Genomic DNA, 25299 nt, shown 5'->3' on the forward strand with positions numbered 1-25299 from the left:
CGAGATAACTCTAGTACATCACCCGCGAGTACGACGAGGCGCGCCAGCCTGCCCGCACGCCGAAGGGAGCACGGAGAACTCCGTCGCCCGCAGCCGCTCCGGCTCGGAAACCACCTCGTACGCGGCGATCCGCCCGCCCTCGACCCTGATCAGAAGGGCGAGGAGCAGTCGTCCGTACGGGGCCACGACCAGGCCCACCGTGCCGTCGACCAGCGCGGGCTCGGCGAAGCGGGCGTTGCGCTTCAGGAGCACCGTCTCCTCCGCCACGGCCCGTGCGCCGCGGATCACCGCGGTCAGATCGGCGGTGCGTACGACGTCGGGGGCGAGGACGGTGAGCAGCGCTTCGATGTCCCCGTCGCGGGCTGCCGCGAGGAACGCGTCGACGACACGCCGGTCTCCCGCGAGCCCGGGTGTGGCGAGGATCTCGGTCGGGCCCTGGACCTTGTGGCGCGCACGGCTCGCGAGCTTCTTCGTGGCGACCGGGGTGCGCTCCACGATGGGGGCGATCCGCGTGAACGGCACGGCGAACAGGTCGTGCAGCACGAACGCGACTCGCTCGGCGGGCCCCAGCGTGCCGAGGACCACGAGCAGCGCGCGGCCCACCTCGTCGGCGAGGAGCACTTCCTCCTCCGGGTCGCCGCCCTCGCCGCCGTCGCCGGGCTGCGGGATCCGGTCGGGCAGGTGCTCGCCCGCCGGTTGCTCGTGGCGGGTGGCGGCGGAGCGCAGCATGTCCAGGCAGATGCGGGAGACGGCCGTGCGGAGCCAGCCGGTGAGGTTCTCGATCTCGGGGGCGCCGGTGTCGGCGTCGGTGCGGCTGAGGCGCAGCCAGGCCTCCTGGACGGCGTCGTCGGCGTCGCTGAGCGAGCCGAGCATGCGGTAGGCGACTCCGCGCAGATGACCCCGGTGCGCCTCGAAGCGCTCCGCGAGCAGTTCTTGCCCGTCGTCCATCGGTCACCTTTCCCCGTCGTACGCCGTCACCTTCGTATGCCTCGCGGCCGAGTCGCCGTGACGGTGACGCGACGAAGGAGAACCATCATGACCACCGCCCTGCCCACAGACCTGACCACGGCCCTCGATCAGCCGCTCCTGCGCGGCACCGGTCTGGGCGACATCCGGCTGCCCAACCGCGTGGTGATGGCCCCGCTCACCCGGGCCCGCGCCGACAACCCCGGGCTCCTCCCCACGGAACTGAACGCCGCCTACTACGGGCAGCGGGCCAGTGCCGGGCTCATCATCACCGAGGGGACCTGGGTCAGCGAGCGGGCCGTCGGGTTCGTCAATGTGCCCGGCGTGTACAGCGAGGCGCAGATCGCCGGATGGCGCCGGGTCACCGATGTCGTCCACGCCCTGGGGGGCCGCATCGTGCAGCAGCTCTGGCACACGGGCGCCGCGTCGCACCCCGATCACCTCGGCGGCGCGCTGCCCGCGGGGCCATCGGCGATCGACCCACGCGCGACGTCCTTCACCCCCGGCGGGTTCAAGGAGACGCTCACGCCGCGCGAGATGACCGGCGAAGACATCGCGGCCACTGTCACCGAGTTCCGCGCGGCGGCCGCCAACGCGCGGCGCGCGGGGTTCGACGGGGTCGAGATCGGGGCGCTGGGCGCGTTCCTGTTCGCCCAGTTCCTCAACCCCCGCCTCAACCACCGCGACGACGCCTACGGCGGCTCCCGCGCGGGGCGGCGGCGCCTGCTGCTCGACGTCGTCGACGCGGTCACCGCCGAGTGGGACGGACGGCGGGTCGGCGTGCGCCTGTCGCCGTACATGGCCGCGACCGAACGCTTCGTCGTCGACGAGGAGCTGCTCGCCGACCACGACGAGCTCGTGGCGGTGCTCGACGACCGTCCCCTGGCCTATCTCCACCTGCGCGGCCCCGACCTCCGGGGGCCGGACGACACCCCGGACTTCGAAGCGTTCGCGCGCTACCGGGAGCGGTTCGCAGGGCCGCTGATCGCGAACAACGGCTTCGACGGGGACTCCGCGAACGCCCTCGTCGGCGCGGGGTTGGCCGACGCCGTCTCCTTCGCCAGGCACTTCGTCGCCAACCCCGACCTGGTCAGCCGGTTCGCCCTCGGGCGCGAGCCGGCGGCCGGTGACCCCGCGACGTACTACCAGGGAGGCGCGCGGGGGTACGCCGACTATCCGGCGGCGGGCTGAGCGCCGGACGACGCGCGTACGAGGAGGGCTGCGGGAACGACGACCGGCCCCGGGGTCGGTGCCGGTGTCGTCTCGCCGTGGCCTTCGACCAGGTCGGCCAGGAGGCTCATGGCGGCGCGCGCCGTCCGTTCCGGGTCGAGGGTCACCGTGGTCACGGGTGGCCGGGTCACCGCGTAGACGGGGTCCTCGCTCGCGCACACCACCCGCAGCTCGTCCGGGACGCGCAGGCCGACCCGGGCCGCGGCGGCGAGGAGCTGGTGGCCACCCGGGTCGTACGCCGCGTAGACGGCGTCGGGGCGGTCCTGGCCCCGCAGCAGCGCGTCGAACGCCCGCCCCTGGTCGTCCGCCACGCCGAAGGGCACGATCAGCGGGTCGGCGCCGCGCTCCGCGCACCATCCTGCGTACGCCGCCGTCACCGCGCGTGCGTAGTGCTCGTCGCCGTTGCCGGACTGGAGCGCGATCCGGCGGGCGCCGGACGCCACGAGGTGGTCGAGGACCTCGCGGGTGGTCGCCTCGTGGTCGTTGTCGACCCAGTGATCGCCGGGCAGTGGATCGCCGGGTACGCCGTCGAAGACGACCGGGATGCCGCGGGCGCGCAGCGCGCGGACCATCGGGTCCCCGCGCGGGGAGTCCATGATCAGCATGCCGTCCACGGCGAGGCTGTGCCACGAGCCGTCCGCGACGCGGGCGGCGGGCAGCGTGGTGAGGGCGTAGCCACGTGCGTGGGCCGCCGATGTCGCCGCCGTGACGGCGCGCGAGAAGTAGGCGATCTCCGTGTAGTTCCAGGCGGCGGGGAACGTGGTGACGGCGATGCCGAGTGTCCGCGTGCGCGGGGCGGTGCGACGGGTGCCGTAGCCGAGGGCGGTGGCGGTTTCCCTGACCCTGCGGCGGGTGGCCTCGCCCAGGCGGCCTGTGCCGTTCAGGGCGTGCGAGACCGTCGCGGTCGACACCTCCGCTGCGCGTGCTATGTCGGTGAGGGTGGGCCCTGGCACGGCGGCAATCCTACGGATTCCCTGTGCCGGGGGCCATATCTCCACGGAATCCGTCGTGGGCGGTCGCTTCTGGTTAACGGGTTACTCGGTGAGTCTTTGTGCCGCCCCTTCGTGGCGGATTTTTCCCGCCCACCCGCCCACCCGCCCGATTGCCCCGCGTCACAGCAGCCAGGAGACCCCCTATGCCCTCTTCCCGTCCCTTCTCCCTCTCCCGGCGCGGGCTCATCGCCGCCGCCGGGGTCGCAGGAGCCTCCGTCGCCGTCGGTGCGTCCGGCGCGGCCGCCTCCTCCCCCCGCCGGTCCGCCGCCCTCGTCCTGCACAACTCCCGCGTGTTCACCGGCACTCGGGGACACGGCACCGCGCAGGCCGTCGCCGTCGGGCGGGACGGGAAGATCCTTGCCGTCGGGAGCGACTCCGCCCTCAAGCGCTTCATCGGGCGTGACACCGACGTCGTGGACGCACGTGGCGGCACCGTCATGAGCGGCATACACGACGGTCACGCCCACCCCATGGACGCCGCGAACCGCTCGCTGCGGCCCTCGCTGGCCGGTGCCGAGCAGACCGTCGCCGACCTGCAGAAGACCCTGACGAACTTCCTGAAGGACTCCGCCGATCAGGAGCCAGACGGATGGCTGGTGGTGGAGGACTGGAACCCCGTGGGGCTGCTGCCCCGCGGGACCGCCCCGCACCACTCCATGCTCGACGCGCTGCCGACCCGGCGGCCGATCGCGCTGCGCGGCGGCGACGGGCACAACCTGTGGGCCAACCAGCGTGCCCTGGACATCGCGAAGATCACCGCGTCGACGCCCGACCCGGTCGGCGGCAAGATCGTCAAGGGCGCGGACGGCAAGCCGACCGGCGTGCTCAAGGACGACGCCCAGCCGCTCGTCTCCCGGCACATCCCCGAGCCCGACGAGACTCAGCTGACGGACGCCGCCGCGAAGACACTGGCCGAGGCCGCCGCGTCCGGCGTCACCACCTTCATGGAAGCCGTGGTGGGCCGGGGCGAGCTGAAGACGTATCAGCGCCTGGCCGAGTCAGGACGCCTGCTCCAGCGCATCGTGCCCGCCCTGCGCATCGAGACCGACCAGACCAAGGACCCGGCGGCGGCGCTGGCGTACGCGAGGGGGCTCCGCGAGGACTTCAAGGACGTACGCGGGCTCCGCTTCGGCACCGTCAAGGTCTTCCTCGACGGGGTCATCGAGTATCCGGCGCAGACCGCCGCGCTCCTGAAGCCCTACCTCGACAAGGACGGCAAGCCCACCGACCACCGCGGCGACCTGTACGTGTCGTCGGCGGACTACGGCCGCCTCACCGCCGCCTTCAACAAGGACGGCTGGCAGATGCACGCGCACGCCATCGGCGACCGCGCCGTGCGCACCTCCCTCGACGGCTACGCGTACGCCCTGCGCACCACCGGAGTGCGCGGCCTGCGCAACACCACCGCCCATCTCCAGCTCGTCGACCCCGCCGACCTGCCCCGGTTCGCCCTGCTCGGCGTCATCCCCTGCATGCAGCTCCAGTGGGCGACCCGCAACACCTGGACCATGGACGCCCTGCTGCCCTACATCGGCGCCGAACGTCACCGCTGGCAGTACCCGGCGCGCAGCCTGGAGCGGCACGGGGCGCGGCTCTCCGGTGGCTCGGACTGGCCCGTCGATCCCCTCCAGGTGTGGAACCAGGTGCGTACCGCCGTCGACCGGTTCGGAGCCGACGGCGAGGGCGATCTGTACCGCGCGCAAGAAGGCCTCAGCCGCTCGTCCGCCCTGCTCATGCACACCCTCGGCACAGCGCGTCAGCTCCGTATGGACCACCTCACCGGAACCGTCGAAACGGGAAAGTCGGCCGATCTGGTGCTGCTCGACCGCGATGTGACGCGGTGTCCGGTGGCCGAAATCAGCTCTGCCGAAGTGCGACTGACGTTGACCGGAGGCACAGTGGTGCATGACGCCGAATCGTCGGCCGGGCGCGCTGCCGCCGCCCGGGTGACGCGCGCGGCAGCGGGACCGCGGCCCGCGGCGCAGGCCGCGGTGCACGGCGGACGGCACGCCTCATGCGGTTGCGGCTGACCCGACACAGTGAAGTGACGTACGGAAAAGACGTACAGGAACTTCCGTGCCGAATCGGTCATTTCACGTATGGCCTACCCCAGCGCAGGCGTCATCTCATATCTGAGATAACCTGCACAACATGGCAGACGATTACCTCGTACGTATCGGCAAGCTCATCCGCGACGCCCGGCAGCACCGGGGCTGGACGCAGTCGCAGCTCGCCGAGGCGCTCAACACAAGTCAGAGCGCCGTGAACCGCATCGAGCGCGGCAATCAGAACATCAGCCTTGAGATGATCGCGCGTATCGGCGAAGCGCTGGACAGCGAGATCGTCTCCCTCGGGTACGCCGGGCCGATGCATCTGCGCGTGGTCGGCGGGCGGCGGCTCTCCGGCTCCATCGACGTCAAGACGAGCAAGAACGCCTGCGTGGCGCTGCTCTGCGCCTCTCTGCTCAACAAGGGACGCACGGTGCTGCGCCGCGTGGCGCGCATCGAGGAGGTCTACCGCCTCCTCGAAGTCCTGAACTCGATCGGCGTACGCACCCGTTGGATCAACGACGGGGTCGACCTGGAGATCGTGCCGCCCGCCCAGCTCGACATGGAGGCGATCGACGCGGAGGCCGCGATCCGGACCCGGTCGATCATCATGTTCCTCGGTCCGCTGCTGCACCGCATGGACCGCTTCAACCTTCCGTACGCGGGTGGTTGCGACCTCGGAACGCGCACGATCGAGCCGCACATGATCGCGCTGCGCCGCTTCGGCCTCGACATCGCCGCGACCGAGGGGCTCTACCACGCCGAGGTCGCGCGCGACGTCGTCCCTGACCGCCCGATCGTGCTGACCGAGCGCGGCGACACCGTGACCGAGAACGCCCTCCTCGCCGCGGCCCGCAGCGACTGCACGACCGTCATCCGCAACGCCTCGTCGAACTACATGGTCCAGGACCTGTGCTTCTTCCTTGAGGCGCTCGGCGTCAAGGTCGAGGGCATCGGCAGCACGACCCTCACCGTGCACGGTGTCCCGACCATCGACGTCGACGTCGACTACTCCCCCTCCGAGGACCCGGTCGAGGCGATGAGCCTGCTCGCCGCGGCCGTCGTCACGGAGTCCGAGCTGACGGTCAACCGCGTCCCGATCGAGTTCCTGGAGATCGAGCTCGCGGTCCTGGAGGAGATGGGCCTCGACCACGACCGCACGCCGGAGTACTTCGCGGACAACGGCCGTACGCGCCTGATCGACCTCACCGTCCGGCCCTCCAAACTGGAGGCGCCGATCGACAAGATCCACCCGATGCCGTTCCCCGGCCTGAACATCGACAACGTCCCCTTCTTCGCGGCCATCGCGGCGGCGGCGCAGGGCAAGACGCTGATCCACGACTGGGTCTACGACAACCGCGCGATCTATCTGACCGACCTCAACCGCCTCGGCGGGCGCCTCCAGCTCCTCGACCCGCACCGGGTGTTGGTGGAGGGCCCGACCCGCTGGCGCGCCGCCGAGATGATGTGCCCGCCCGCGCTGCGGCCCGCCGTGGTCGTGCTGCTCGCGATGATGGCGGCCGAGGGCACGTCCGTCCTCCGCAATGTGTACGTGATCAATCGCGGGTACGAGGAGCTGGCCGAGCGGCTCAACTCCGTGGGCGCGCAGATCGAGACGTTCCGGGACATCTAGAAGCCCGCTCTCCCGCTACGACTGGGCAACGATCACGGTCGTAGCCAAAGACGCGTGAGGGCGCGGTGTTGGGGTGGGTGCATGACAGATCGCACTCGTGTCCCCGGCAGGCGCGCCCTCGTCGCGCTCACCGCCTCGCTCGCCCTGCTCGCGGCGGGGTGCGGTGAGCAGGCCGACGACGGCAGCCACCGCTCCAAGGGCTCCGAGGGCGGCGGCAACCCGGTGCCGACTCCGACCGCCTCACGTCCCGTGGCTTCCGACGGCAAGGGCTCCAAGGACCCGGACGACATCAACGGAGACGGGCACCGCGATCTGCTCCTTCCCGTGCCCGCCCGCGTCGAGGACGGACGCGGGCGGACCGCCGTCGTCTTCGGCTCCGTCAAAGGGCTCGACCCGTCGACACGCGCCGTGTACGACTACGCGTCGGGCACCGTCACCACCGCCGACCTGGACGGCGACGGCTATCCCGACTTCGTCTCCACGGACGGGCCCTCGGATCAGGAGCGGCCCACCGTGGACTGGGGCGGTCCGAGCGGGCCGAAGGCCGACGCGGAGGCGACCCGGATCCGGACACCCGGCCGCGGGTCGGACGGCTATCTGCACAAGCCGACGCGGGGCGACTTCGACGGGGACGGGCACCATGACATCGCGGCGCTCCGCCGGGACGGGTCCGTGACCCTGCTGTACGGTCCCTTCACCCGCTCCGGCGCCCCGGCCCGCACCGACACCCGGCCCGGCGGGGGCGGCTGGCTCGCCGCTGACGACATCGCCCCCTCGGGAAAGCCGCGCGCGACCGGCCTCCTCGTCCACGAGGGCAGCGACGGCGGGCAGACGAACGGACTCCTCTATCCGGCGCGCACCGGAAGCGGCCTCTCCCGCACCCCCGTCGAGCTGCGCGAGGGAGAGGCCGTGGCATTCGGCGACTACGACGGTGACGGCACCCGCGATCTGGCCATCGGCGACAACGGAAGCCGCAACGACGAGCCGGACACCGAGGAGGAACCGGAGACGGTCTTCTCGCTCGCGGTCTACTCAGGCAAGGACGGCATCCTCGTCACCACTGACGACGGCGCGCTGCTGATCGAAGGTGAGAAGCGGACGAAGATTCTCCGGGAGGGGCCCGCTCGCGCCAACGGCAAGAAGACCCCGGCCCGCTGGCGGAACGTCCGCCCGTACGCCGCCGCCGACTTCGACGCCGACGGCAAGGAGGAGCTGATCCTGAACTGGGACCCGGACACCCTCTTCGCCCTGTACGGCGAAAATCCGACGCACTGGTGGATCACTGACGGCACGTCGTCGCGGGACAAGGCGGCCTTCGCCACGACGTCGTTCCCGGGGCGCGACTGAGGCGCCGTCGCCCTTATGACGCCGTGGCCGCCACGAACTCACGGATCGCCGCCGCGAGGCCGTCGGGACGGTCGAGCGGGATCAAGGTGCGGCAGTCGTCGAGTTCGACGAGGCGGCCCTGGGGGAGCAACTCGGCGAGCCTGCGGCCGTGTTCGGGCGGCATCATCTTGTCCTGTTTGCCCCAGACGACGAGAGCGGGCCCTTTGTAGGCGCGCAGCGCTTCCGCCGCCTCCATCATCTCCGTCTTGCGGGCCGAGCGGAGGTAGCGGACCAGGACCTGACGGGCCTCGGGGTCGGTGCGCAGCGGTTCGAGCCAGCGGTCCGTCAGGTCGTGCGGGACGGGGCGGTACGCCATGACGGCGAATCCCGTGCCCGGGACGCGGCGCAGGGCGCGTACGGAGAGGATGCGGATCAGGAGTGCGATACCGCCGGGGACGCGCGCGGCGGCGTCCATCATCTTGCCGCCCGCGCGTGGCGGGTAGTTGTCGAAGGTCTCGCAGCCCGCGACGACCATGCGGCCGACGCGGTCGGGGCGCTCGGCGGCCAGTTGCTGGAGCCGCCCGGCGTCGTTCTCGACGAAGACCGCGTCGGCGCCGAGGTCCAGCGCGTCGGCGAACTCACCGATCAGCCGGGCCATGGTCGCCGGCGTCAGCTCGGCGCCCTGCTTCAGCGGTACGCGATGGCTGCCGTACGGGAGCGTCGGCACCAGGACGCGGAACTCTTCACCCAGCTCCTCGACGACATGACGCCATACGCTGCCGTCCTGGACGGGGCCGTGCAGCAGGACGATCGGCGTGCCCGTGCCTCCCGTGTCCTCGTACTCGACGGGCCCCGCGGTGAGTTCGATCCGTGCCATGGCCGCCCCGTTTCCTAAGCCTGATCTTCGGCCCGACGCTATGCGGCTCAGTCCAGGACCGCCACCCCGTCCAGCTCCACCAGGCACTGCTCGTCCCAGAGACGGACGGCTCCGATCACCGCCATGGCGGGGTAGTCACGGCCCGCCAACTTCTTCCAGATGCGGCCCAGTTGTGCCGCCTGGCTGCGGTAGTCGGCGACGTCCGTGGCGTAGACGGTGACGCGGGCGAGGTCGGCCGGGGTGCCGCCCGCATGACGCAGGGCGGTGAGGAGATTGGTCAGCGCCAGCTCGAACTGCTCGGGCAGGGTCGCGCCGGTGACCTTGCCTTCGACGTCGAGGGCGGTCTGGCCCGCGAGGAAGACGAGACGGCCGCCGGTCGCGGTGACGGCGTGCGAGAAGCCGGTGGGCGGGGAGAGTTCGGCGGGGTTGACGCGTTCGATGCTCATGCGGAGGGCTCCTCATGGGGTGCCTCATGGAGTGCCTCATGAAGCGCGGGCTGCGGGGCTGCGGGCTGTGCTGCGTACAACTCCTTGGCGATGATGCTCCGTTGGACCTCGCTCGCGCCCTCGTAGATGCGGGGTGCCCGCACCTCGCGGTAGAGGTGTTCGAGGAGATGCCCTCGCTGCAAGGCGCGCGCACCGTGCAGTTGGACCGCGGCGTCCACGACGTACTGTGCCGCCTCCGTGGCGATCAGCTTGGCCATGGCGGCGCGTCGGGCGATGTCCGGTTCGCCGCGGTCGTACGCCGCCGCTGCCGCGTGCACCATGAGCCGGGCCGCCTCCGTGCGCGTCGCCATCTCCGCGACTTGGTGCGCCACCGCCTGGAGGTCCTTCAACTTGCCGCCGAACGCGTCTCGTTGGGCGGTGTGCGCGAGCGTCGCGTCGAGCGCCGCGCCCGCCATGCCCACCGCGAAGGCGCCGACGCTGGGGCGGAAGCGGTTGAGGGTGGTCATGGCGACGCGGAAGCCGCGGTCGGGTTCGCCGAGCACGTCCTCGCCGGTGACGGTCACGCCGTCGAAGGCGAGGGCGCCGATCGGGTGCGGGGAGAGCATGTCCAGGGGGGTGCCGGTGAGGCCCGCGCGGTCGGCGGGCACGAGGAAGGCGGTGACGCCGCGGGCGCCGGCGCCCGGGGTCGTACGGGCGAAGACGGTGTAGAAGTCGGCCTCGGGGGCGTTCGAGATCCAGCACTTCTCGCCGGTGAGCCGCCAGGAGGAGGCGCCGTCCGGCACGGCGCCCAGGGCAAGGGCGGCGGCGTCCGAGCCCGCGCCCGGTTCGGAGAGCGCGAAGGCGGCGACGGCACGCCCCGCGCGGGCGGGCGCCAGCCACTGCTCGCGCTGGCGCGCGGAGCCGTACGCGGCGACGGGGTGCGCCCCGAGCCCCTGCAGGGCGAGCGCGGTCTCGGCCTCCGTGCAGGCGTAGGCAAGGGACTCGCGCAGGAGGCAGAGGCCCAGGGCGCCCGAGGCGGCACGCGAGGCCGGTGCGGTGGTCGCGTTGCCCGTCTCCTCCCCCGCGAACAGGCGGTCGAGGAGGCCCAGTTCCCCCAGAGCCCCCACCAGCGGGCGGTTCACGCGGCCCGGCTCGCCCTTCTCCGCCAGCGGGCGCAGCCGCTCGTCGGCGAGGGTGCGTAGCTCCGCACACCAGGCGATTTGTTCTGGATTGAGCGAGAATGCCGTCATGCAGGGCCCCTCCTCTATCGCGTACCGTTGACTGTCGTCACCATCACGATACGCTCGTCGCGCGAGCTCACCACAAGCCCGAACGGCAAGGGGGCGACCCGCTGTGGACGCCAAGAGTGCACTGCGACTCCATCCATCGGCTCACGTCGACACCTTCGCCCGGGATCATCTCCCGCCGCCGGAGCAGTGGCCCGCGTTCGTCCGCGACCGGCCAGAGGTGCACTACGCCGACCGCCTCAACTGCGGCGCCGAGCTCCTCGACCGGACGGTGGAGCGGCACGGCACAGATCGCCCCGCGTTCCGTGCGGGCTCCGGCGACGTGTGGACGTACGGCGAACTGCAGCGGCACGTCGACCGGATCGCGCACGTCCTGACCGGCGAACTCGACGTACTGCCCGGTCAGCGCGTCCTGCTGCGCGGCCCCACGACGCCCTGGCTCGCGGCCTGCTGGCTCGCGGTGATGAAGGCGGGCGCGGTCGCGGTCACCGTCCTTGCCCAGCAGCGCGCGCACGAGCTCGCCACGATGTGCGAGATCGCGGAGGTCGGCCACGCCCTGTGCGACGCCCGCTCCGTGGACGACCTGATCAAGGCCGGGATCACCGGGCTGAGAGTCACCACCTTCGGCGGGGACGCGGACGACGACCTCCTCGCGCGCGCCGCCCGGCAGCCCGACGTCTACGAACCCGTCGACACCGCCGCCGACGACGTCGCCCTCATCGCCTTCACGTCCGGCACCACCGGGCGGCCCAAGGGCTGTATGCACTTCCACCGTGATGTGCTCGCCATCGCCGACACCTTCGCGCGCCATGTCCTCAAGCCGGTGCCCGACGACGTGTTCGCGGGCAGCCCTCCGCTCGGTTTCACCTTCGGGCTCGGCGGACTCGTCATCTTTCCGCTGCGGTTCGGCGCCTCTTCGCTCCTGCTCGAACACGCGGCCCCCAAGCAGCTGTTGCCCGCGATCGCCGAGCACGGCGTGAGCGTGCTCTTCACGGCGCCGACCGCCTACCGCACGATGCTCGACGAGCTGAGCAAGCCGGACGCCTGCGACGTCTCCACGCTGCGGCGGTGCGTCTCCGCCGGGGAGAATCTCTCCGGCGCCACCTGGCACGCCTGGCACGAGCGCACCGGTCACCGCATCATCAACGGCATCGGCGCGACCGAACTGCTCCACATCTTCATCTCCGCGGCGGACGAGGCGATCAGGCCCGGCACCACGGGCCTTCCCGTTCCGGGCTGGCACGCGCGCGTGGTCGACGATTCGGGGGCTCAGCTGCCGGACGGGGAGCCGGGTCTTCTCGCCGTGCGCGGGCCTGTCGGCTGCCGGTATCTGGGTGACGAGCACCAGCTCCAGTACGTACGTCACGGCTGGAACGTCACCGGCGACACCTACGTCCGCGACGCCGACGGCTATTTCACCTACGTGGCCCGCGCGGACGACATGATCATATCGGCGGGGTACAACATCGCGGGCCCGGAGGTCGAGGAGGCGCTCCTGCGCCACCCCGATGTCCTGGAGGCGGCCGTCGTGGGGCGCCCCGACGAGCTGCGCGGGCATGCGGTCGTCGCGTACGTCGTCCCGCGCGCGGGCACCGAACGGGACCCGGAGCGGCTGCGCGAGTTCGTGAAGGGCGAGCTGGTGCCCTACAAGTGTCCGCGCGAGATCGTCTTTCTGGACGCACTGCCGCGCACCGCGACGGGCAAACTGCAACGGTTCCGGCTGCGGGAGCCGGGGCCCGTAGAGTGATCACGTGTCCGAGCAGCACACTCCACGGTCCCTGATCGTCACCTTCTACGGCGCCTACGGGCGCGCGGCCCCCGGCCCGGTGCCGGTCGCCGACCTCGTCAGGCTCCTCGCTCCCCTCGGCGTGGACGCCCCGTCCGTGCGCTCGTCCGTGTCCCGGCTCAAGCGGCGCGGGCTTCTCGTCCCCGCCCGGACGGCGGCGGGCGCGGCGGGGTACGCCCTGTCGCCGGACGCGCGCCAGCTCCTCGAGGACGGCGACCGGCGCATCTACGCGACTCCCCCAGCCGCGCGGCAGGGCGGCGGCTGGGTGCTCGCCGTCTTCTCCGTACCGGAGTCGGAGCGCCAGAAGCGGCACGTCCTGCGCTCCCGCCTGGCCGGACTCGGCTTCGGGACGGCGGCACCGGGGGTGTGGATCGCCCCGGCGCACCTCTACGAAGAGACCCGGCACACCCTGGAACGCCTCCAACTCGCCTCGTACGTCGACCTGTTCCGGGGCGAGCATCTGGGCTTCGCGGCGACGGCGGACGCGGTGGCCCGCTGGTGGGACCTGTCATCGATCGCCAAGGAGCACGAGGCGTTCCTCGACCGGCACGAGCCGGTGCTCAGGGACTGGCAGGGGCGGACGCAGACCCCGCCCGAAGAGGCGTACCGCGACTATCTCCTCGCCCTGGACTCCTGGCGCAGGCTGCCGTACGCGGATCCGGGTCTTCCGGGGGAACTCCTCCCGGAGGGGTGGCCCGGTGACCGGTCCGCCGAGGTGTTCACGGCCCTCGACGGGCGACTGCGCGAGGCGGGGGCGGGGTTCGTCAACTCCCCAGCTTGAGGCGGGGTTTGGGGGCATCGGTGCGGCCGGTCTGCGGGCGGCGACTGCCCGCGCCGTACTGCACCGGCCAGGCGACGCCCGGCCCGGCGTACCCCTGTTCCGCCGCGGCGTGCAGCGTCCAGTGCGGGTCGTACAGATGCGGGCGTGCGAGCGCGCACAGGTCCGTGCGGCCCGCCAGGATCAGGGAGTTGACGTCGTCCCAGGAGGAGATGGCGCCGACCGTGAGGACGGGGATGCCGGTTTCGTTGCGGATGCGGTCGGCGAACGGGGTCTGGTAGGAGCGGCCGTACGCGGGGTGCTCGTCGGAGACGACCTGTCCCGTGGAGACGTCGATCGCGTCGGCTCCGTGCGCGGCGAAGGCGCGGGCGATCTCGACGGCGTCGTCAGCGGTGGTGCCGCCTTCGGCCCAGTCGGTGGCGGATACGCGGACGGTCATGGGTTTGCCGTCGGGCCACAACTCACGTACCGCGTCGAAGACTTCGAGAGGGAAGCGCAGGCGGTTCTCCAGGGAGCCGCCGTACTCGTCGGTCCTGCGGTTGGTCAGCGGAGAGAGGAAGCCGGAGAGCAGATAGCCGTGCGCGCAGTGCAGTTCGAGGAGGTCGAATCCGCCGCGCTCGGCCCGCCGTGCCGCTTCGGTGAACTGTTCACGGATCTCGTCGAGCCCGGCCCGGTCCAGCTCGTGCGGGCGCTGGCTGCTCGCCTTGTACGGGAGGGGCGAGGGCGCCACAAGGGGCCAGTTGCCCTCGTCGAGGGGTTCGTCGATGCCCTCCCACATCAGCTTCGTGGAGCCCTTGCGGCCCGAGTGCCCCAGCTGGACGCCGATCGCGGTACCGGGTGCCTGCGCGTGCACGAAGTCCGTGATCCGGCGCCAGGCGTCGGCCTGCCCTTCGGTGTAGAGCCCGGCGCAGCCCGGTGTGATGCGGCCACGCTCGCTGACGCACACCATCTCAGTCATGACCAGGCCGGCGCCGCCGAGCGCCCGCGCACCCAGATGGACGAGGTGGAAGTCGCCGGGGACGCCGTCCGTCGCGGAGTACATGTCCATGGGGGACACGACCACGCGGTTGCGCAGGGTGAGGTCGCGCAGCCGGAAGGGCGTGAACATCGGCGGCGTACCGTCCGGGCAGCCGAAGTCGCGCTCGACGGACTCGGTGAAACGGGCGTCGCGCAGGCGCAGATTGTCGTGCGTGACGCGGCGGCTGCGGGTGAGCAGGTTGAAGGCGAACTGGCGTGGCGGCTGGCCGAGATAGTCGGGGAGCCGCTCGAACCACTCCAGGCTGGCGCGGGCCGCGCGCTGCGTGGACTCGACGACGGGGCGGCGCTCCGTCTCGTACGCGGCGAGGGCCTCCGGGATGCCGGGCTGTTCCTCAAGGCAGGCGGCGAGCGCGAGGGCGTCCTCGACGGCGAGCTTGGTGCCGGAACCGATGGAGAAGTGGGCGGTGTGGGCGGCGTCGCCGAGCAGCACGGTGTTGCCGTACGACCAGTGCTTGTTGACGACCGTGCGGAAGTTGATCCAGGAGGACTTGTTGCCGCGCAGGGTCCGGCCGCCGAGCGCGTCGGCGAAGATCTTGGCGCAGCGTTCGGTCGCCTCGCGCTCGTCGAGCTCCGCGAACCCGGCCGCCTCCCACACTTCTTCGCGCATCTCGACGATGACCGTGGACTCGCCGGCCGATTCGCCGGGCCCTGTTGTGGAGAACGGGTAGCCGTGCAGCTGCATCACGCCGTGCTCGGTCTCGGCGATCTCGAAGCGGAAGGCCTCGAAGGCGAAGTCGGCCGCGAGCCAGATGTAGCGGCAGCGGTGCGTCTCGACGCTCGGCCCGAAGGCCTGTGCGTGCGCCTCGCGCGTGAGACTGTGCACGCCGTCCGCCGCGATCACCAGGTCGTACGAGGTGGAGAGCTCGGCCGCCGACGGCGCCTCGGCGCAAAAGCGCAGGTCGACACCGAGTTCCCGGCACCGCTCGTGCAGGATGCCGAGCAGCCTGCGCCGCCCGAGCGCCGCGAACCCGTGCCCGCCCGAGGTATGACGGCTCCCCCGGTGCACGATGTCGATGTCGTCCCAGCGCACGAACTCCGCCTGGAGCGCGGCGTAGACGACGGGGTCGGCGTGCTCGATGCCGCCAAGCGTCTCGTCCGAGAGGACGACTCCGAAGCCGAACGTGTCGTCCGGGGCGTTGCGCTCCCAGACGGTGATCTCGCGCTCCGGGTCGAGCCGCTTGAGGAGGGCGGCGGCGTAGAGCCCGCCGGGTCCGCCGCCGATGACGGCGATGCGGTGGGCCGTGCCGTGCCCGGTGGCCTTCATCGTCAGCGCCCCTGCCACTTGGGCGGGCGCTTCTCCGTGAACGCCGCGTGGAATTCCTTGTAGTCCTCGCCGGTCATGAGGAGGGCCTGCGTCGCGGCGTCCAGCTCCACGGCGGCGGCCATCGGCATGTCGAGTTCCGAGGTCAGCAGCGCCTTGGTCTGCGCGTACGCCAGGGCGGGACCGTCGGCGAGGCGGCGCGCGAGGGTCTGTGCGGTCTCGGCCGCCTTGCCCTCGTCCGTCAACTCGCTGATCAGGCCGATCCGTTCGGCCTCGGGGGCGCGCACCGGGTCGCCGAGCATCAGGATGCGGGTGGCGTGGCCGAGGCCGACGACGCGGGGCAGGAGGTACGCGGCCCCCATGTCGCCGCCCGACAGGCCGACCCGCGTGAAGAGGAAGGAGAACCGCGCCGAGGGATCGGCCACCCGGAAGTCCGCGGCGAGGGCGAGCACCGCGCCCGCGCCCGCGGCCACCCCGTGCACGGCGGCGATCACCGGGAAGGGGCACTCGCGGATGGCCCGTACGACCTGTCCCGTCATGCGGTTGAAGTCGAGCAGCTGCGCGGTGTCCATGCCCAGGGTCGCGCCGATGATCTCGTCGACGTCACCGCCCGAGCAGAACCCGCGCCCCTCTCCGCCGAGCACCAGCGCGCGTACGGACTTGTCGCGGGAGAGTTCGGCCAGGAGATCGCGCAGGTCGGCGTAGGCACCGAAGGTGAGCGCGTTCAGCTTGTCGGGGCGGGCGAGGGTGACCGTGGCGACCCCGTCGTCGACCTCGAAGCGGAGGTGCTGCCAGTCGGGGGTGCGGGGGGCGGAGCCGGTGAAGGGACTCATGACGACGTGCGGCCTCCTCGGTCGGGGCGGCGGCGGTCAGCTTCTCGAAGGTGCCTCTGCCTTTCGAAGTTATCACCTGTCCGTGACTGTCGTCACGAGTGCGCGATACGTGCGCGATACGTCACGGCCGCGCGATCACTCGGTCACGCGTTCGCATCAGGGGCCCCTCGAGGGAACGGAAATCCCGACATGCATGTCTTGTCGCCTGAGGCACCCAAGGGACGGACGTCCCGGAAATGCCCGACCGTCGACCCTGTCGACATAGCGCTTAAGATTCGTACGGTTGAAAGCAGGACCTCCTGCTGCCTTGAACGGACGACCCGCCTTGCACGAACCTCCCGCTCCAGCCTCGTGGCGCATCGCGCTGCCGCACACCACCGCGGCCGTGCCGATCGCCCGCGCACTGGTGCGTACCGCACTCGCGGAGATCGAGTCGCCCGCCGACAGCGATACCGCCGAGCTGCTCACGGCGGAGCTGGTGGCCAACGCGGTGGAGCACACCTCGGGGAACGACCCGATAGAGCTCGTCATCGAGCTCCTGCCGAGCGGCTGCCAGGTGGAGGTCCACGACTCGAACCCGCTGCCGCCCGGGGATCTCACCGATCCGGCGCCGATGAGCGAGGCGGACCCCTGGCAGGAGCACGGGCGCGGCCTGCTCCTGATCCGCACCCTCAGCTCGTCCTGCGGTCACCGCTCCACCGACTCCGGCAAGGCGGTCTGGTTCACACTCCCCGCGGCGTAGCCCCTGCCGCCTCGGCGAGCCGGGAGTGACGGCGCCCGTACAGCGCGTACACCAGGGCGCCCACGACGAGGAACGCCGCGAACTGTACCCACGTCGTCCAGCCCGTGCCCCAGATCAGGTAGAGGCAGAAGCCCACGCCCAGGATCGGGCACACGGGGTACAGCGGCACGCGGAAGGTGCGCTTCAGCTCCGGCGCCGAGCGGCGAAGGGCGATTACCGCGACATTCACCACGACCATGATCGCCAGCGTGCCGATCGTCGTCAGGTTGACCACCACGTCGAGCGACGAGAAGGCCGCAGGGACGGCGAAGACCGACGCGACGATCCAGGTGTTGGCGACCGGCGTCGAGGTCTTGGGCGAGACGCGCTCGAAGACGCGCGGGATGAGCCCGTCGCGGGACATCGACATCAGGATGCGGGTCTGCCCGTACATCACGGCGAGCACGACGGACGCGATGGCCACGACCGCGCCGAAGGCGATGATGCCGCCGCCGACCGTCGAGTCGGTGACCTGGTTGACGATCAGCGAGAGCGCCGCGGGCTTGTCGGCGACCGCGTCGGCGCCCAGGGCGCCGATCGCTCCGAGGGCGACGGCGACGTACAGCAGTGTGGCGACGCCGATGCAGATCAGGATGGCGATCGGGATGTTGCGCCGGGGGTTCTTGACCTCTTCGCCCGCCGTGGTGATCGCGTCGAAGCCGATGAAGGAGAAGAAGGCGAGCGAGGCGCCCGCGGTGATGCCGGAGACCCCGGCGCCCGCGAAGGGGGTGAGGTTGCCGGCCTTGAACGCGGTGAACGCGATCGCCAGGAAGAGCAGCAGGATCCCGATCTTGAGCACGGCCATGGCGGCCGTCGCCCGCGCGCTCTCGCGGATGCCACGCACGAGCAGCACGGCGGCAAGGAGGATCACGACCACGGCGGGCAGGTTCACGACTCCGCCATCGCCGGGCCCTGAGGAGAGCGCGTCGGGCAGGTGCCGGCCGGTGAGGCTTTCGAGCAGCTCGTTCAGGTACTGGCTCCAGCCGACCGCGACGGCCGAGACGGAGACGCCGTACTCCAGGAGCAGGCACCACCCGACGAGGAAGGCGGTGCGCTCGCCGAGCGAGGCGTACGCGAAGGAGTACGAGCTGCCCGATACCGGGATCGCGCCGCCGAGCTCGGCGAACGAGAACGCCGTGAAGATGCAGGTGACGGCGGCCAGGAAGTACGAGACGGCGACCGCGGGGCCCGCCTCGGCGACGCTGTCGGAGAGGCCGACGAAGATGCCGGTGCCGACGATCGCGCCGACGCCGAAGCACACCAGCTGGAACAGGCCCATGGTTCGCTTGAGGCCATGGCCTTCGAGGTCGGCGCCCGATTCGGCGACGAGGAGTTCGGGGGACTTGATGCGGAGTCCTGCCGGACCGGTCGAGCGCATGCGGTGGTTCTCATTTCGGTGGTGCTGGGTGCGGCGAGGGGTGGTGCCGCAACGAAATGGGGCCGGGGGAAGGTGTTCCCCGGCCCCACCAGTGTGAGCGTGCTGTGACGCGTTCAGGCGAGCGTGGCGACGAGGACCGCCTTGATGGTGTGCAGACGGTTCTCGGCCTCGTCGAAGACGACGGAGTGCGCCGACTCGAAGACCTCGTCGGTGACCTCGAGAGAGCTTAGACCGTGCTGGGCGTGGATCTCGCGGCCGACCTTCGTGTCCAGGTCGTGGAAGGCCGGGAGGCAGTGCAGGAACTTCACGTCGGCGTTGCCCGTCGCGCGCAGCACGTCCATGGTCACTGCGTACGGCGCGAGCGCGGCGATGCGCTCGTCCCAGACCTCCTTGGGCTCGCCCATGGAGACCCAGACGTCGGTCACGACGAAGTCGGCGCCCGCGACACCCTCGGCGATGTCCTCGCTGAGCGTGATCCGCGCGCCACTGGTCCCGGCGAGCTCGCGCGCCTGGGCGACGATCTCGGCGGCGGGCCAGTAGGCCTTCGGCGCGACGATGCGTACGTCCATGCCGAGCAGTGCGGCGGTGATCAGGTACGAGTTGCCCATGTTGAAACGGGCGTCACCGAGGTAGGCGAAGGCGATCTCGGTGAGGGGCTTGGCACTGTGCTCGGTCATCGTGAGCACGTCGGCGAGCATCTGGGTGGGGTGCCAGTCGTCCGTCAGGCCGTTGTAGACGGGCACGCCCGCGTGGGCGCCGAGCTCCTCGACCGTCGACTGGGCGTCACCGCGGAACTCGATGGCATCGAACATCCGGCCGAGCACCCGGGCGGTGTCCTTCGGGGACTCCTTGCTGCCTATGTGCGATCCGGCCGGGTCGATGTACGTCGTGGAGGCACCCTGGTCGGCGGCGGCGACCTCGAAGGCGCAGCGCGTCCGCGTGGAGGACTTCTCGAAGATCAGCGCGATGTTCTTGCCGCGCAGACGCCGCTCTTCCGTACCGGCCTTCTTGGCCGCCTTCAGCTCGGCGGCGAGGTCGACCAGGCCGCGGAACTCCTCGGCGGTGAAGTCCAGCTCCTTGAGGAAGTGGCGGCCGGTGAGGTCGATGGCCATGATGGCGCTCCAGGGGTACACGTATGAGGACACTGGAAGTCTATACGATGCTCCACATTTCTATACGGCTTCGCATTTCTATACGGCATCCCGCTGCACCGGGCAGCTCATGCAGCGCGGCCCGCCCCTGCCGCGCCCCAGCTCGCTCCCCCGGATCTCGATCACCTCGATGCCCTCCTTGCGCAGATGCGTGTTCGTCGTCGAGTTCCGTTCGTACGCCACGACGACGCCGGGCTCGACCGCGAGCACGTTGCAGCCGTCGTCCCACTGCTCGCGCTCGGCCGCGTGCACGTCCTGGGTGGCGGTGAGGACCCGGATCCCGCTCAGCCCGAGGGCCGCGGCGATCGCTCGGTGCATGTGCTCGGGCGGATGGTCGGTGACCTTCAACTCCCGCCCGTCGACGCCGGGTTCGATGGTGTACGAGCGGAGCATGCCGAGCCCCGCGTACTGCGTGAAGGTGTCGGCGTCGACCATCGTCATCACCGTGTCGAGATGCATGAACGCACGTCTCTTCGGCATGTCGAGGGCCACGATCGTCTGCGCGGAGCCCGCCGCGAAGAGCTTGTGCGCGAGCATCTCGACGGCCTGCGGCGTGGTGCGCTCGCTCATGCCGATGAGGACCGCGCCCCGGCCGATCACCAGGACGTCGCCGCCCTCGATGGTGGAGGGGTAGTCCGCCTGCCCCTGGGACCAGACGTGGAAGTCCTCGGACTTGAAGAGGGGGTGGTGCCGGTAGATCGCCTCGAAGTGCACGGTCTCGCGCTGCCGCGCGGGCCAGCGCATGGCGTTGATGGAGACACCGTCGTAGATCCAGGCCGAGGTGTCGCGCGTGAAGAGGTGGTTGGGCAGCGGGCCGAGCAGGAAGTCGTCCAGGTCCATGCAGTGGAAGCGCACGGATGTCGGCTCCGGGTGGCGCTCCAGGAACTCCCGCTTCGTCATCCCGCCGATCAGCGCGTCGGCGAGCTCGGCCGATGGCAGCGTCTCGAACGCGGCCCGCAGATGGTCCGTCGCGAGCGGCCCGTACTCCTTCTCGTCGAAGACCCGGTCGAGTACCAGCAGGCGCGCCCCTGGCACGTCCATCGTCTCGGTCAGCAGGTCACCGAAGAGGTGGACCGCCACCCCGCGATCGCGCAGCACGTCGGCGAATCCGTCATGTTCCTGGCGGGCTCTGCGGACCCACAGGACGTCGTCGAAGAGCAACGCATCCTTGTTGGTCGGTGTGAGCCGCTTGAGCTCCAGATCAGGGCGGTGCAGTATCACGCGGCGCAGCCGCCCGGCCTCGGAGTCGACATGGAATCCCATGGAGTCCATCTTTCCCCGGCCGGACGGCCGACGCCCGCTGTTGGCGAAAGGACGTCCGCTGTCCGCTAGAGCCGCGGGTCCACCGGCTCCGACTCCAGGGCCAGGACCGCGAACACCGCCTCGTGCACCCGCCACAGCGGCTCGCCCGCCGCGAGGCGGTCCAGGGCCTCGAGCCCGAGCGCGTACTCACGGATCGCGAGCGAGCGCTTGTGGCCGAGGAAGCGGCCGCGCAGCTTGTCGAGGTGGTCGGGGCGGGTGTACTCCGGGCCGTAGATGATCCGGAGGTACTCGCGTCCCCGGCACTTGATGCCCGGCTGCACGATCCTGCCCTTCCCGTCGCGGACCAGCGCCTCGACCGGCTTGACGACCATGCCCTCGCCGCCGCGGTTGGTCATCTCCAGCCACCAGTCGACGCCTGACTGGACCGACGCCTCGTCGGCGGTGTCGACGTAGAGCCGCCGGGTGGTCTGCAGGAGGCCGGTGCCGTCGTGCTCCACCATGCGGTCGATCAGGGCGAGCTGTTCGTCGTGCGGGAGCGCGGCGAGGCTGCGGCCCTGGACGGCCAGGATCTGGAACGGCGCGAGGCGCACGCCCTCAAGGCCTTCGGTCGGCCAGCAGTAGCGGCGGTAGGCGTCCGTGAACGCGGCGGCGTCCACGGCCCGTTCGCGCTGCTTGGCCAGGAGTTCCCCGGCGTTCACGCCGCGTGCCGTCGCGGCTTCCAGGGCGGCGATCGCGCCGGGGAAGACGGCCCCGGAGGCGGCGCCCACGGCTGCGTACTGCGTGCGGAGCAGTCCGGACGCCTTCAGCGACCAGGGCATCAACTCCGCGTCGAGCAGCAGCCAGTCGCACGTGCCGGAGGCACTGTCGGACCCAGCGAGCTCCGGCCACAGGCCCGCTTCGGTGACGGCGGTGCGCACGCGGCCGAGTATCTCTTCGGTGATCTCGTGATCGTCGAAGAAGGGGCGGCCCGTGCGGGTGCAGAGCGAGCCGGTCGGCCCGTCCACGCCGAAGCGCTCACGGGCCACGTCCGCGTCGCGGCACACCAGTGCCACGGCGCGCGAACCCATGTGCTTCTCCTCGCACACGACCCGGGCGACCCCGTCCTTGGCGTACGACGCGAAGGCCTCGGCGGGGTGTTCCAGATACCCCTCGCGCTGCGATGTCGCGGTGGGGGCCATCGTCGGCGGGAGATACGGAAGGAGCCGCGGATCGACGGCGAAACGGCTCATGACTTCCAGGGCCGCCGCCGCGTTCTCCTCGCGCACGGCGACGCGGCCCGCATGGCCGGTCTCCACGGCGCGGCGGCCGTGCACGTCGTTCAGGTCGAGCGGCCGACCGTCGTGACCGCCCGGTGCCTGGGTGTCGAGCGGCCTGGCGGGCTCGTACCAGACCTGCTCCGCCGGTACGTCGACGAGTTCGCGCTCCGGCCAGCGCAGCGCGCTGAGCTTGCCGCCGAACACGGCCCCGGTGTCCAGGCAGATGGTGTTGTTCAGCCAGGTCGCGGTGGGCACGGGGGTGTGGCCGTAGACGACGGCGGCGCTGCCTCGGTAGTCCTCCGCCCATGGATAGCGCACGGGCAGGCCGAACTCGTCGGTCTCGCCGGTCGTGTCGCCGTAGAGCGCGTGCGAGCGCACCCGGCCCGACGTACGCCCGTGGTACTTCTCGGGAAGACCCGCGTGGCAGACGACGAGCCTGCCGCCGTCGAGGACGTAGTGCGAGACGAGTCCGTCCACGAACTCCCGCACGCTTCGGGTGAATTCCTCGCTCGCCGCCTCCAGCTGCTCGACGGTCTCGGCGAGTCCGTGGGTGAGCTGGACCTTGCGGCCCTTGAGATGACGGCCGAGCTTGTTCTCGTGGTTGCCCGGTACGCACAGGGCGTTGCCGTCGCCGACCATCGACATCACGCGGCGCAGCACGCCCGGGGAGTCCGGGCCTCGGTCGACGAGGTCGCCCACGAAGACGGCCGTACGCCCTTCGGGGTGTGTGCCGTCGACGTAACCGAGCTTGCCGAGCAGGGTCTCCAGCTCGGAAGCGCAGCCGTGGATGTCGCCGATGATGTCGAAGGGGCCTGTGAGGTGGGAGAGGTCGTTGTAGCGCTTCTCGGTGACGATGGTGGCGCCGTCGACCTCGTCCACGCCTCTGAGGACGTGGACCTTTCTGAACCCCTCGCGCTCCAGGTGCTTGAGGGAGCGGCGCAGTTCGCTCTGGTGGCGCTGGATGACGCGGCGCGGCATGCCGGCCCGGTCGTCGCGCTCGGCGTTGCGGGCGGCGCAGACCTCCTCGGGCACGTCGAGGACGATGGCGATGGGCAGGACGTCGTGCTCCCTGGCCAGCGCGATCAGCTGCTTGCGGCTCTCGCTCTGTACGTTCGTGGCGTCGATGACGGTGCGGCGGCCCGCGGCGAGGCGCTTGCCCGCGATGTAGTGCAGCACGTCGAAGGCGTCGCCGCTCGCGCCCTGGTCGTTCTCGTCGTCCGCCACGAGGCCACGGCAGAAGTCGCTGGAGATGACCTCGGTGGGCTTGAAGTGCTTGCGGCCGAAGGTGGACTTTCCGGAGCCGGTGGCGCCGACGAGGACGACGAGGGAGAGGTCGGTGACGGGCAGCACGCGTCCCGCGTGAGTGGCTTCGGTACTGGAACTGGGGGTGGAACCGGAACCCGGGCTGGAACTGGTGTTGGAACTGGTGCTGGATTCATTCGTCATGCCGCCTGCACCTCCTTCGCGTCCTTGTCGGCGTTGCTGTTCTTGTCTGCCTTGCCTGCCTTGTCTGACTTACTTGTCTTGTCCGTCTGCGTGAACACGGCCATCTGGGTCGGGGGCCCCACCTCGGGGTCGTCGTCGCCGACGGGCACGAAGTCCACTTCGTAGCCGTGCCGTTCGGCCACCTGGCGGGCCCAGCCGCGAAACTCCTCGCGCGTCCACTCGAACCGGTGGTCGCCGTGCCGGACGTGCCCGGCCGGGAGCGTCTCCCAGCGGACGTTGTACTCGACGTTCGGGGTCGTCACGAGCACGGTGCGCGGCCGTGCGGAGCCGAACACCGCGTACTCCAGGGCGGGCAGCCGCTCCACGTCGAGGTGCTCGATGACCTCGCTGAGCACGGCGGCGTCGTACCCCTTGAGCCGCTTGTCGGTGTACGCGAGCGAGCCCTGGAAGAGCTTGACGCGCGCGGCCTGCCGCTCGCCCATGCGGTCGAGATTCAGCCGCCGCGAGGCGATGGTCAGGGCCCGCATCGACACATCGACACCGGCGATCTCGGTGAACCGCGTGTCCTCGAGCAGTGCCTGCACCAACTGGCCCTGACCGCATCCGAGATCGAGCACGCGCCCGGCGCCGGAGCCGGTCAGCGCCGCGACAATCGCCTCGCGCCGCAACGCGGCGAGCGGCACGGGCCGATCCTCTGTGCCGCTCTCTTCGTCTGTGTCGCTCTCTTCGTCGACCGCGTTGTCGAGGTCGTCGACGTCCGTGTCGTCCGCGTCGGCGAGCCGCACCAGTTCGAGCCGCTGCATGGCCTCCTGGGTCAGCGACCGGCGCCGCGCGAGATAGCGGCTGGTGATGACTTTCTGCTCCGGGTGCTCCGCAAGCCAGCCCTCACCGGCGCGAAGCAGCTTGTCGACCTCGTCCGGCGAGACCCAGTAGTGCTTGGCGTCGTCGAGGACGGGGAGCAGGACATAGAGGTGCCGAAGCGCCTCGCCCAGGGTCAATTTCCCGTCCGGCACTTCGAGTACGAGGTGCACGTACCGCGATTCGCCCCACTGCGGGAACTGCACGTCCAGCGGGATCCGCGTCACCGTGACCGTCCAGCCCAGCGGCTCGAACAGCTTGTGCACCAGCTCGGCACCGCCGCGCGCGGGCAGTGCGGGCACCTCGATCCGCAGCGGCAGCGGCTGCCCCGCCCGCTCGGGCCGCGCGTTGCACACCCCGCGCATCGCGCTGGAGAACACCGCGCTCAGCGCCACGGCGAGCAGCGACGAAGCGGCGTAGGGCCGGTCGTTCACGTACTGGGCGAGCGCCGCGTCGGGCGCACCGCCCTTCCCCTTGCCCCTCCCCCGTCGCACCAGCGCGACGGGGTCCACCTCGAGCAGCAGCGCGGCGGTGCAACGCTCCACGGACGCCTCTGGGTAGAGGACGTGCGCCGTGCCGTAGGAAGTGGAGAACGCCTGCGCCTTGTCGGGATGCTTGTGCAGCAAGAACCCGAGGTCGGTCGCAGGGTTCTCAGGGCTACCGGAGGTACTGATCGTCAGGAACACGGGTTTGCCTCGAAACGCAATCTGAACTGCGGAAACTTAC

At 71.0% G+C, this 25299-nt stretch carries 19 protein-coding genes; 7 read left to right on the top strand and 12 right to left on the bottom strand.

Annotated features, from left to right (window positions below):
* Positions 1 to 18: 18 nt before the first annotated feature.
* On the bottom strand, positions 19 to 948 hold the full coding sequence (locus tag ACWFRJ_RS15065) for a sigma-70 family RNA polymerase sigma factor (protein ID WP_453529372.1): 930 nt from the start codon (positions 946 to 948) through the stop codon (positions 19 to 21).
* Between the two features lie 87 nt (positions 949 to 1035).
* Here ACWFRJ_RS15065 and ACWFRJ_RS15070 point away from each other — a divergent pair, with 87 nt between their 5' ends.
* Positions 1036 to 2157 carry an alkene reductase gene (locus ACWFRJ_RS15070; protein WP_453529374.1) on the top strand — a complete coding sequence of 374 codons (1122 nt, stop codon included), beginning with the start codon at positions 1036 to 1038 and terminating at the stop codon, positions 2155 to 2157.
* Here ACWFRJ_RS15070 and ACWFRJ_RS15075 read toward each other — a convergent pair.
* Positions 2139 to 3149, bottom strand: coding sequence for a LacI family DNA-binding transcriptional regulator (locus ACWFRJ_RS15075; RefSeq protein ID WP_453529377.1), 1011 nt, complete (start codon positions 3147 to 3149; stop codon positions 2139 to 2141). The genes ACWFRJ_RS15070 and ACWFRJ_RS15075 overlap by 19 nt on opposite strands.
* Before the next feature lie 182 nt (positions 3150 to 3331).
* On the opposite strand from ACWFRJ_RS15075, the gene ACWFRJ_RS15080 reads away from it, so the two are divergent.
* From ACWFRJ_RS15080 to ACWFRJ_RS15090, 3 genes are all read left to right on the top strand, one after another.
* On the top strand, positions 3332 to 5218 hold the full coding sequence (locus ACWFRJ_RS15080) for an amidohydrolase (protein ID WP_453529380.1): 1887 nt from the start codon (positions 3332 to 3334) through the stop codon (positions 5216 to 5218).
* A 121-nt stretch (positions 5219 to 5339) separates the two neighbouring features.
* Positions 5340 to 6869, top strand: a complete 1530-nt coding sequence (locus ACWFRJ_RS15085; protein WP_453529383.1) for a helix-turn-helix domain-containing protein — start codon at positions 5340 to 5342, stop codon at positions 6867 to 6869.
* 81 nt (positions 6870 to 6950) lie between these two features.
* Positions 6951 to 8216, top strand: a complete 1266-nt coding sequence (locus ACWFRJ_RS15090) for an FG-GAP repeat domain-containing protein (RefSeq protein WP_453529386.1) — start codon at positions 6951 to 6953, stop codon at positions 8214 to 8216.
* A gap of 13 nt (positions 8217 to 8229) precedes the next feature.
* On the opposite strand, the gene ACWFRJ_RS15095 is transcribed toward ACWFRJ_RS15090, so the two are convergent.
* The 3 genes from ACWFRJ_RS15095 to ACWFRJ_RS15105 are packed head-to-tail and all read right to left on the bottom strand — an operon-like array spanning position 8230 to position 10747.
* Positions 8230 to 9072: an alpha/beta fold hydrolase gene (locus ACWFRJ_RS15095; RefSeq protein WP_453529389.1), complete on the bottom strand. Its 843-nt coding sequence runs from the start codon at positions 9070 to 9072 to the stop codon at positions 8230 to 8232.
* Positions 9073 to 9119: 47 nt separating this feature from the next.
* Positions 9120 to 9518 carry a RidA family protein gene (locus ACWFRJ_RS15100; protein ID WP_453529392.1) on the bottom strand — a complete coding sequence of 133 codons (399 nt, stop codon included), beginning with the start codon at positions 9516 to 9518 and terminating at the stop codon, positions 9120 to 9122.
* The gene (locus tag ACWFRJ_RS15105; protein WP_453529395.1) at positions 9515 to 10747 is read right to left on the bottom strand and encodes an acyl-CoA dehydrogenase family protein; all 1233 of its coding nucleotides are present in this window, start codon (positions 10745 to 10747) and stop codon (positions 9515 to 9517) included. The genes ACWFRJ_RS15100 and ACWFRJ_RS15105 overlap by 4 nt, the downstream gene beginning before the upstream one ends.
* Before the next feature lie 103 nt (positions 10748 to 10850).
* Here ACWFRJ_RS15105 and ACWFRJ_RS15110 point away from each other — a divergent pair, with 103 nt between their 5' ends.
* On the top strand, positions 10851 to 12491 hold the full coding sequence (locus ACWFRJ_RS15110) for an AMP-binding protein (RefSeq protein WP_453529398.1): 1641 nt from the start codon (positions 10851 to 10853) through the stop codon (positions 12489 to 12491).
* Positions 12492 to 12495: 4 nt separating this feature from the next.
* Positions 12496 to 13311: a PaaX family transcriptional regulator gene (locus ACWFRJ_RS15115; RefSeq protein WP_453529401.1), complete on the top strand. Its 816-nt coding sequence runs from the start codon at positions 12496 to 12498 to the stop codon at positions 13309 to 13311.
* Here ACWFRJ_RS15115 and ACWFRJ_RS15120 read toward each other — a convergent pair.
* Positions 13295 to 15610: a bifunctional salicylyl-CoA 5-hydroxylase/oxidoreductase gene (locus ACWFRJ_RS15120; protein WP_453529708.1), complete on the bottom strand. Its 2316-nt coding sequence runs from the start codon at positions 15608 to 15610 to the stop codon at positions 13295 to 13297. The two genes, ACWFRJ_RS15115 and ACWFRJ_RS15120, sit on opposite strands and share 17 nt — an antisense overlap.
* Before the next feature lie 2 nt (positions 15611 to 15612).
* The gene (locus ACWFRJ_RS15125) at positions 15613 to 16440 is read right to left on the bottom strand and encodes an enoyl-CoA hydratase family protein (protein ID WP_453529404.1); all 828 of its coding nucleotides are present in this window, start codon (positions 16438 to 16440) and stop codon (positions 15613 to 15615) included.
* A gap of 325 nt (positions 16441 to 16765) precedes the next feature.
* On the opposite strand from ACWFRJ_RS15125, the gene ACWFRJ_RS15130 reads away from it, so the two are divergent.
* Positions 16766 to 17182, top strand: coding sequence for an ATP-binding protein (locus tag ACWFRJ_RS15130; RefSeq protein WP_453529407.1), 417 nt, complete (start codon positions 16766 to 16768; stop codon positions 17180 to 17182).
* On the opposite strand, the gene ACWFRJ_RS15135 is transcribed toward ACWFRJ_RS15130, so the two are convergent.
* The 5 genes from ACWFRJ_RS15135 to ACWFRJ_RS15155 form a co-directional block, all read right to left on the bottom strand.
* Entirely contained in the window at positions 17163 to 18599 is a 1437-nt protein-coding gene (locus ACWFRJ_RS15135) for an amino acid permease (protein WP_453529410.1), read from the bottom strand. The genes ACWFRJ_RS15130 and ACWFRJ_RS15135 overlap by 20 nt on opposite strands.
* A 113-nt stretch (positions 18600 to 18712) precedes the next feature.
* On the bottom strand, positions 18713 to 19711 hold the full coding sequence (argF, locus tag ACWFRJ_RS15140; protein ID WP_453529413.1) for an ornithine carbamoyltransferase: 999 nt from the start codon (positions 19709 to 19711) through the stop codon (positions 18713 to 18715).
* Positions 19712 to 19789: 78 nt separating this feature from the next.
* Positions 19790 to 21013 carry an arginine deiminase gene (locus ACWFRJ_RS15145; RefSeq protein ID WP_453529416.1) on the bottom strand — a complete coding sequence of 408 codons (1224 nt, stop codon included), beginning with the start codon at positions 21011 to 21013 and terminating at the stop codon, positions 19790 to 19792.
* A gap of 65 nt (positions 21014 to 21078) precedes the next feature.
* Entirely contained in the window at positions 21079 to 23715 is a 2637-nt protein-coding gene (locus ACWFRJ_RS15150) for a polynucleotide kinase-phosphatase (RefSeq protein WP_453529419.1), read from the bottom strand.
* Positions 23712 to 25259: a 3' terminal RNA ribose 2'-O-methyltransferase Hen1 gene (locus tag ACWFRJ_RS15155; RefSeq protein ID WP_453529422.1), complete on the bottom strand. Its 1548-nt coding sequence runs from the start codon at positions 25257 to 25259 to the stop codon at positions 23712 to 23714. Before ACWFRJ_RS15155 ends, ACWFRJ_RS15150 begins: the two co-directional genes overlap by 4 nt.
* Between the last annotated feature and the right edge of the window lie 40 nt (positions 25260 to 25299).

This window comes from Streptomyces sp. NPDC055239 (genome assembly GCF_053606205.1).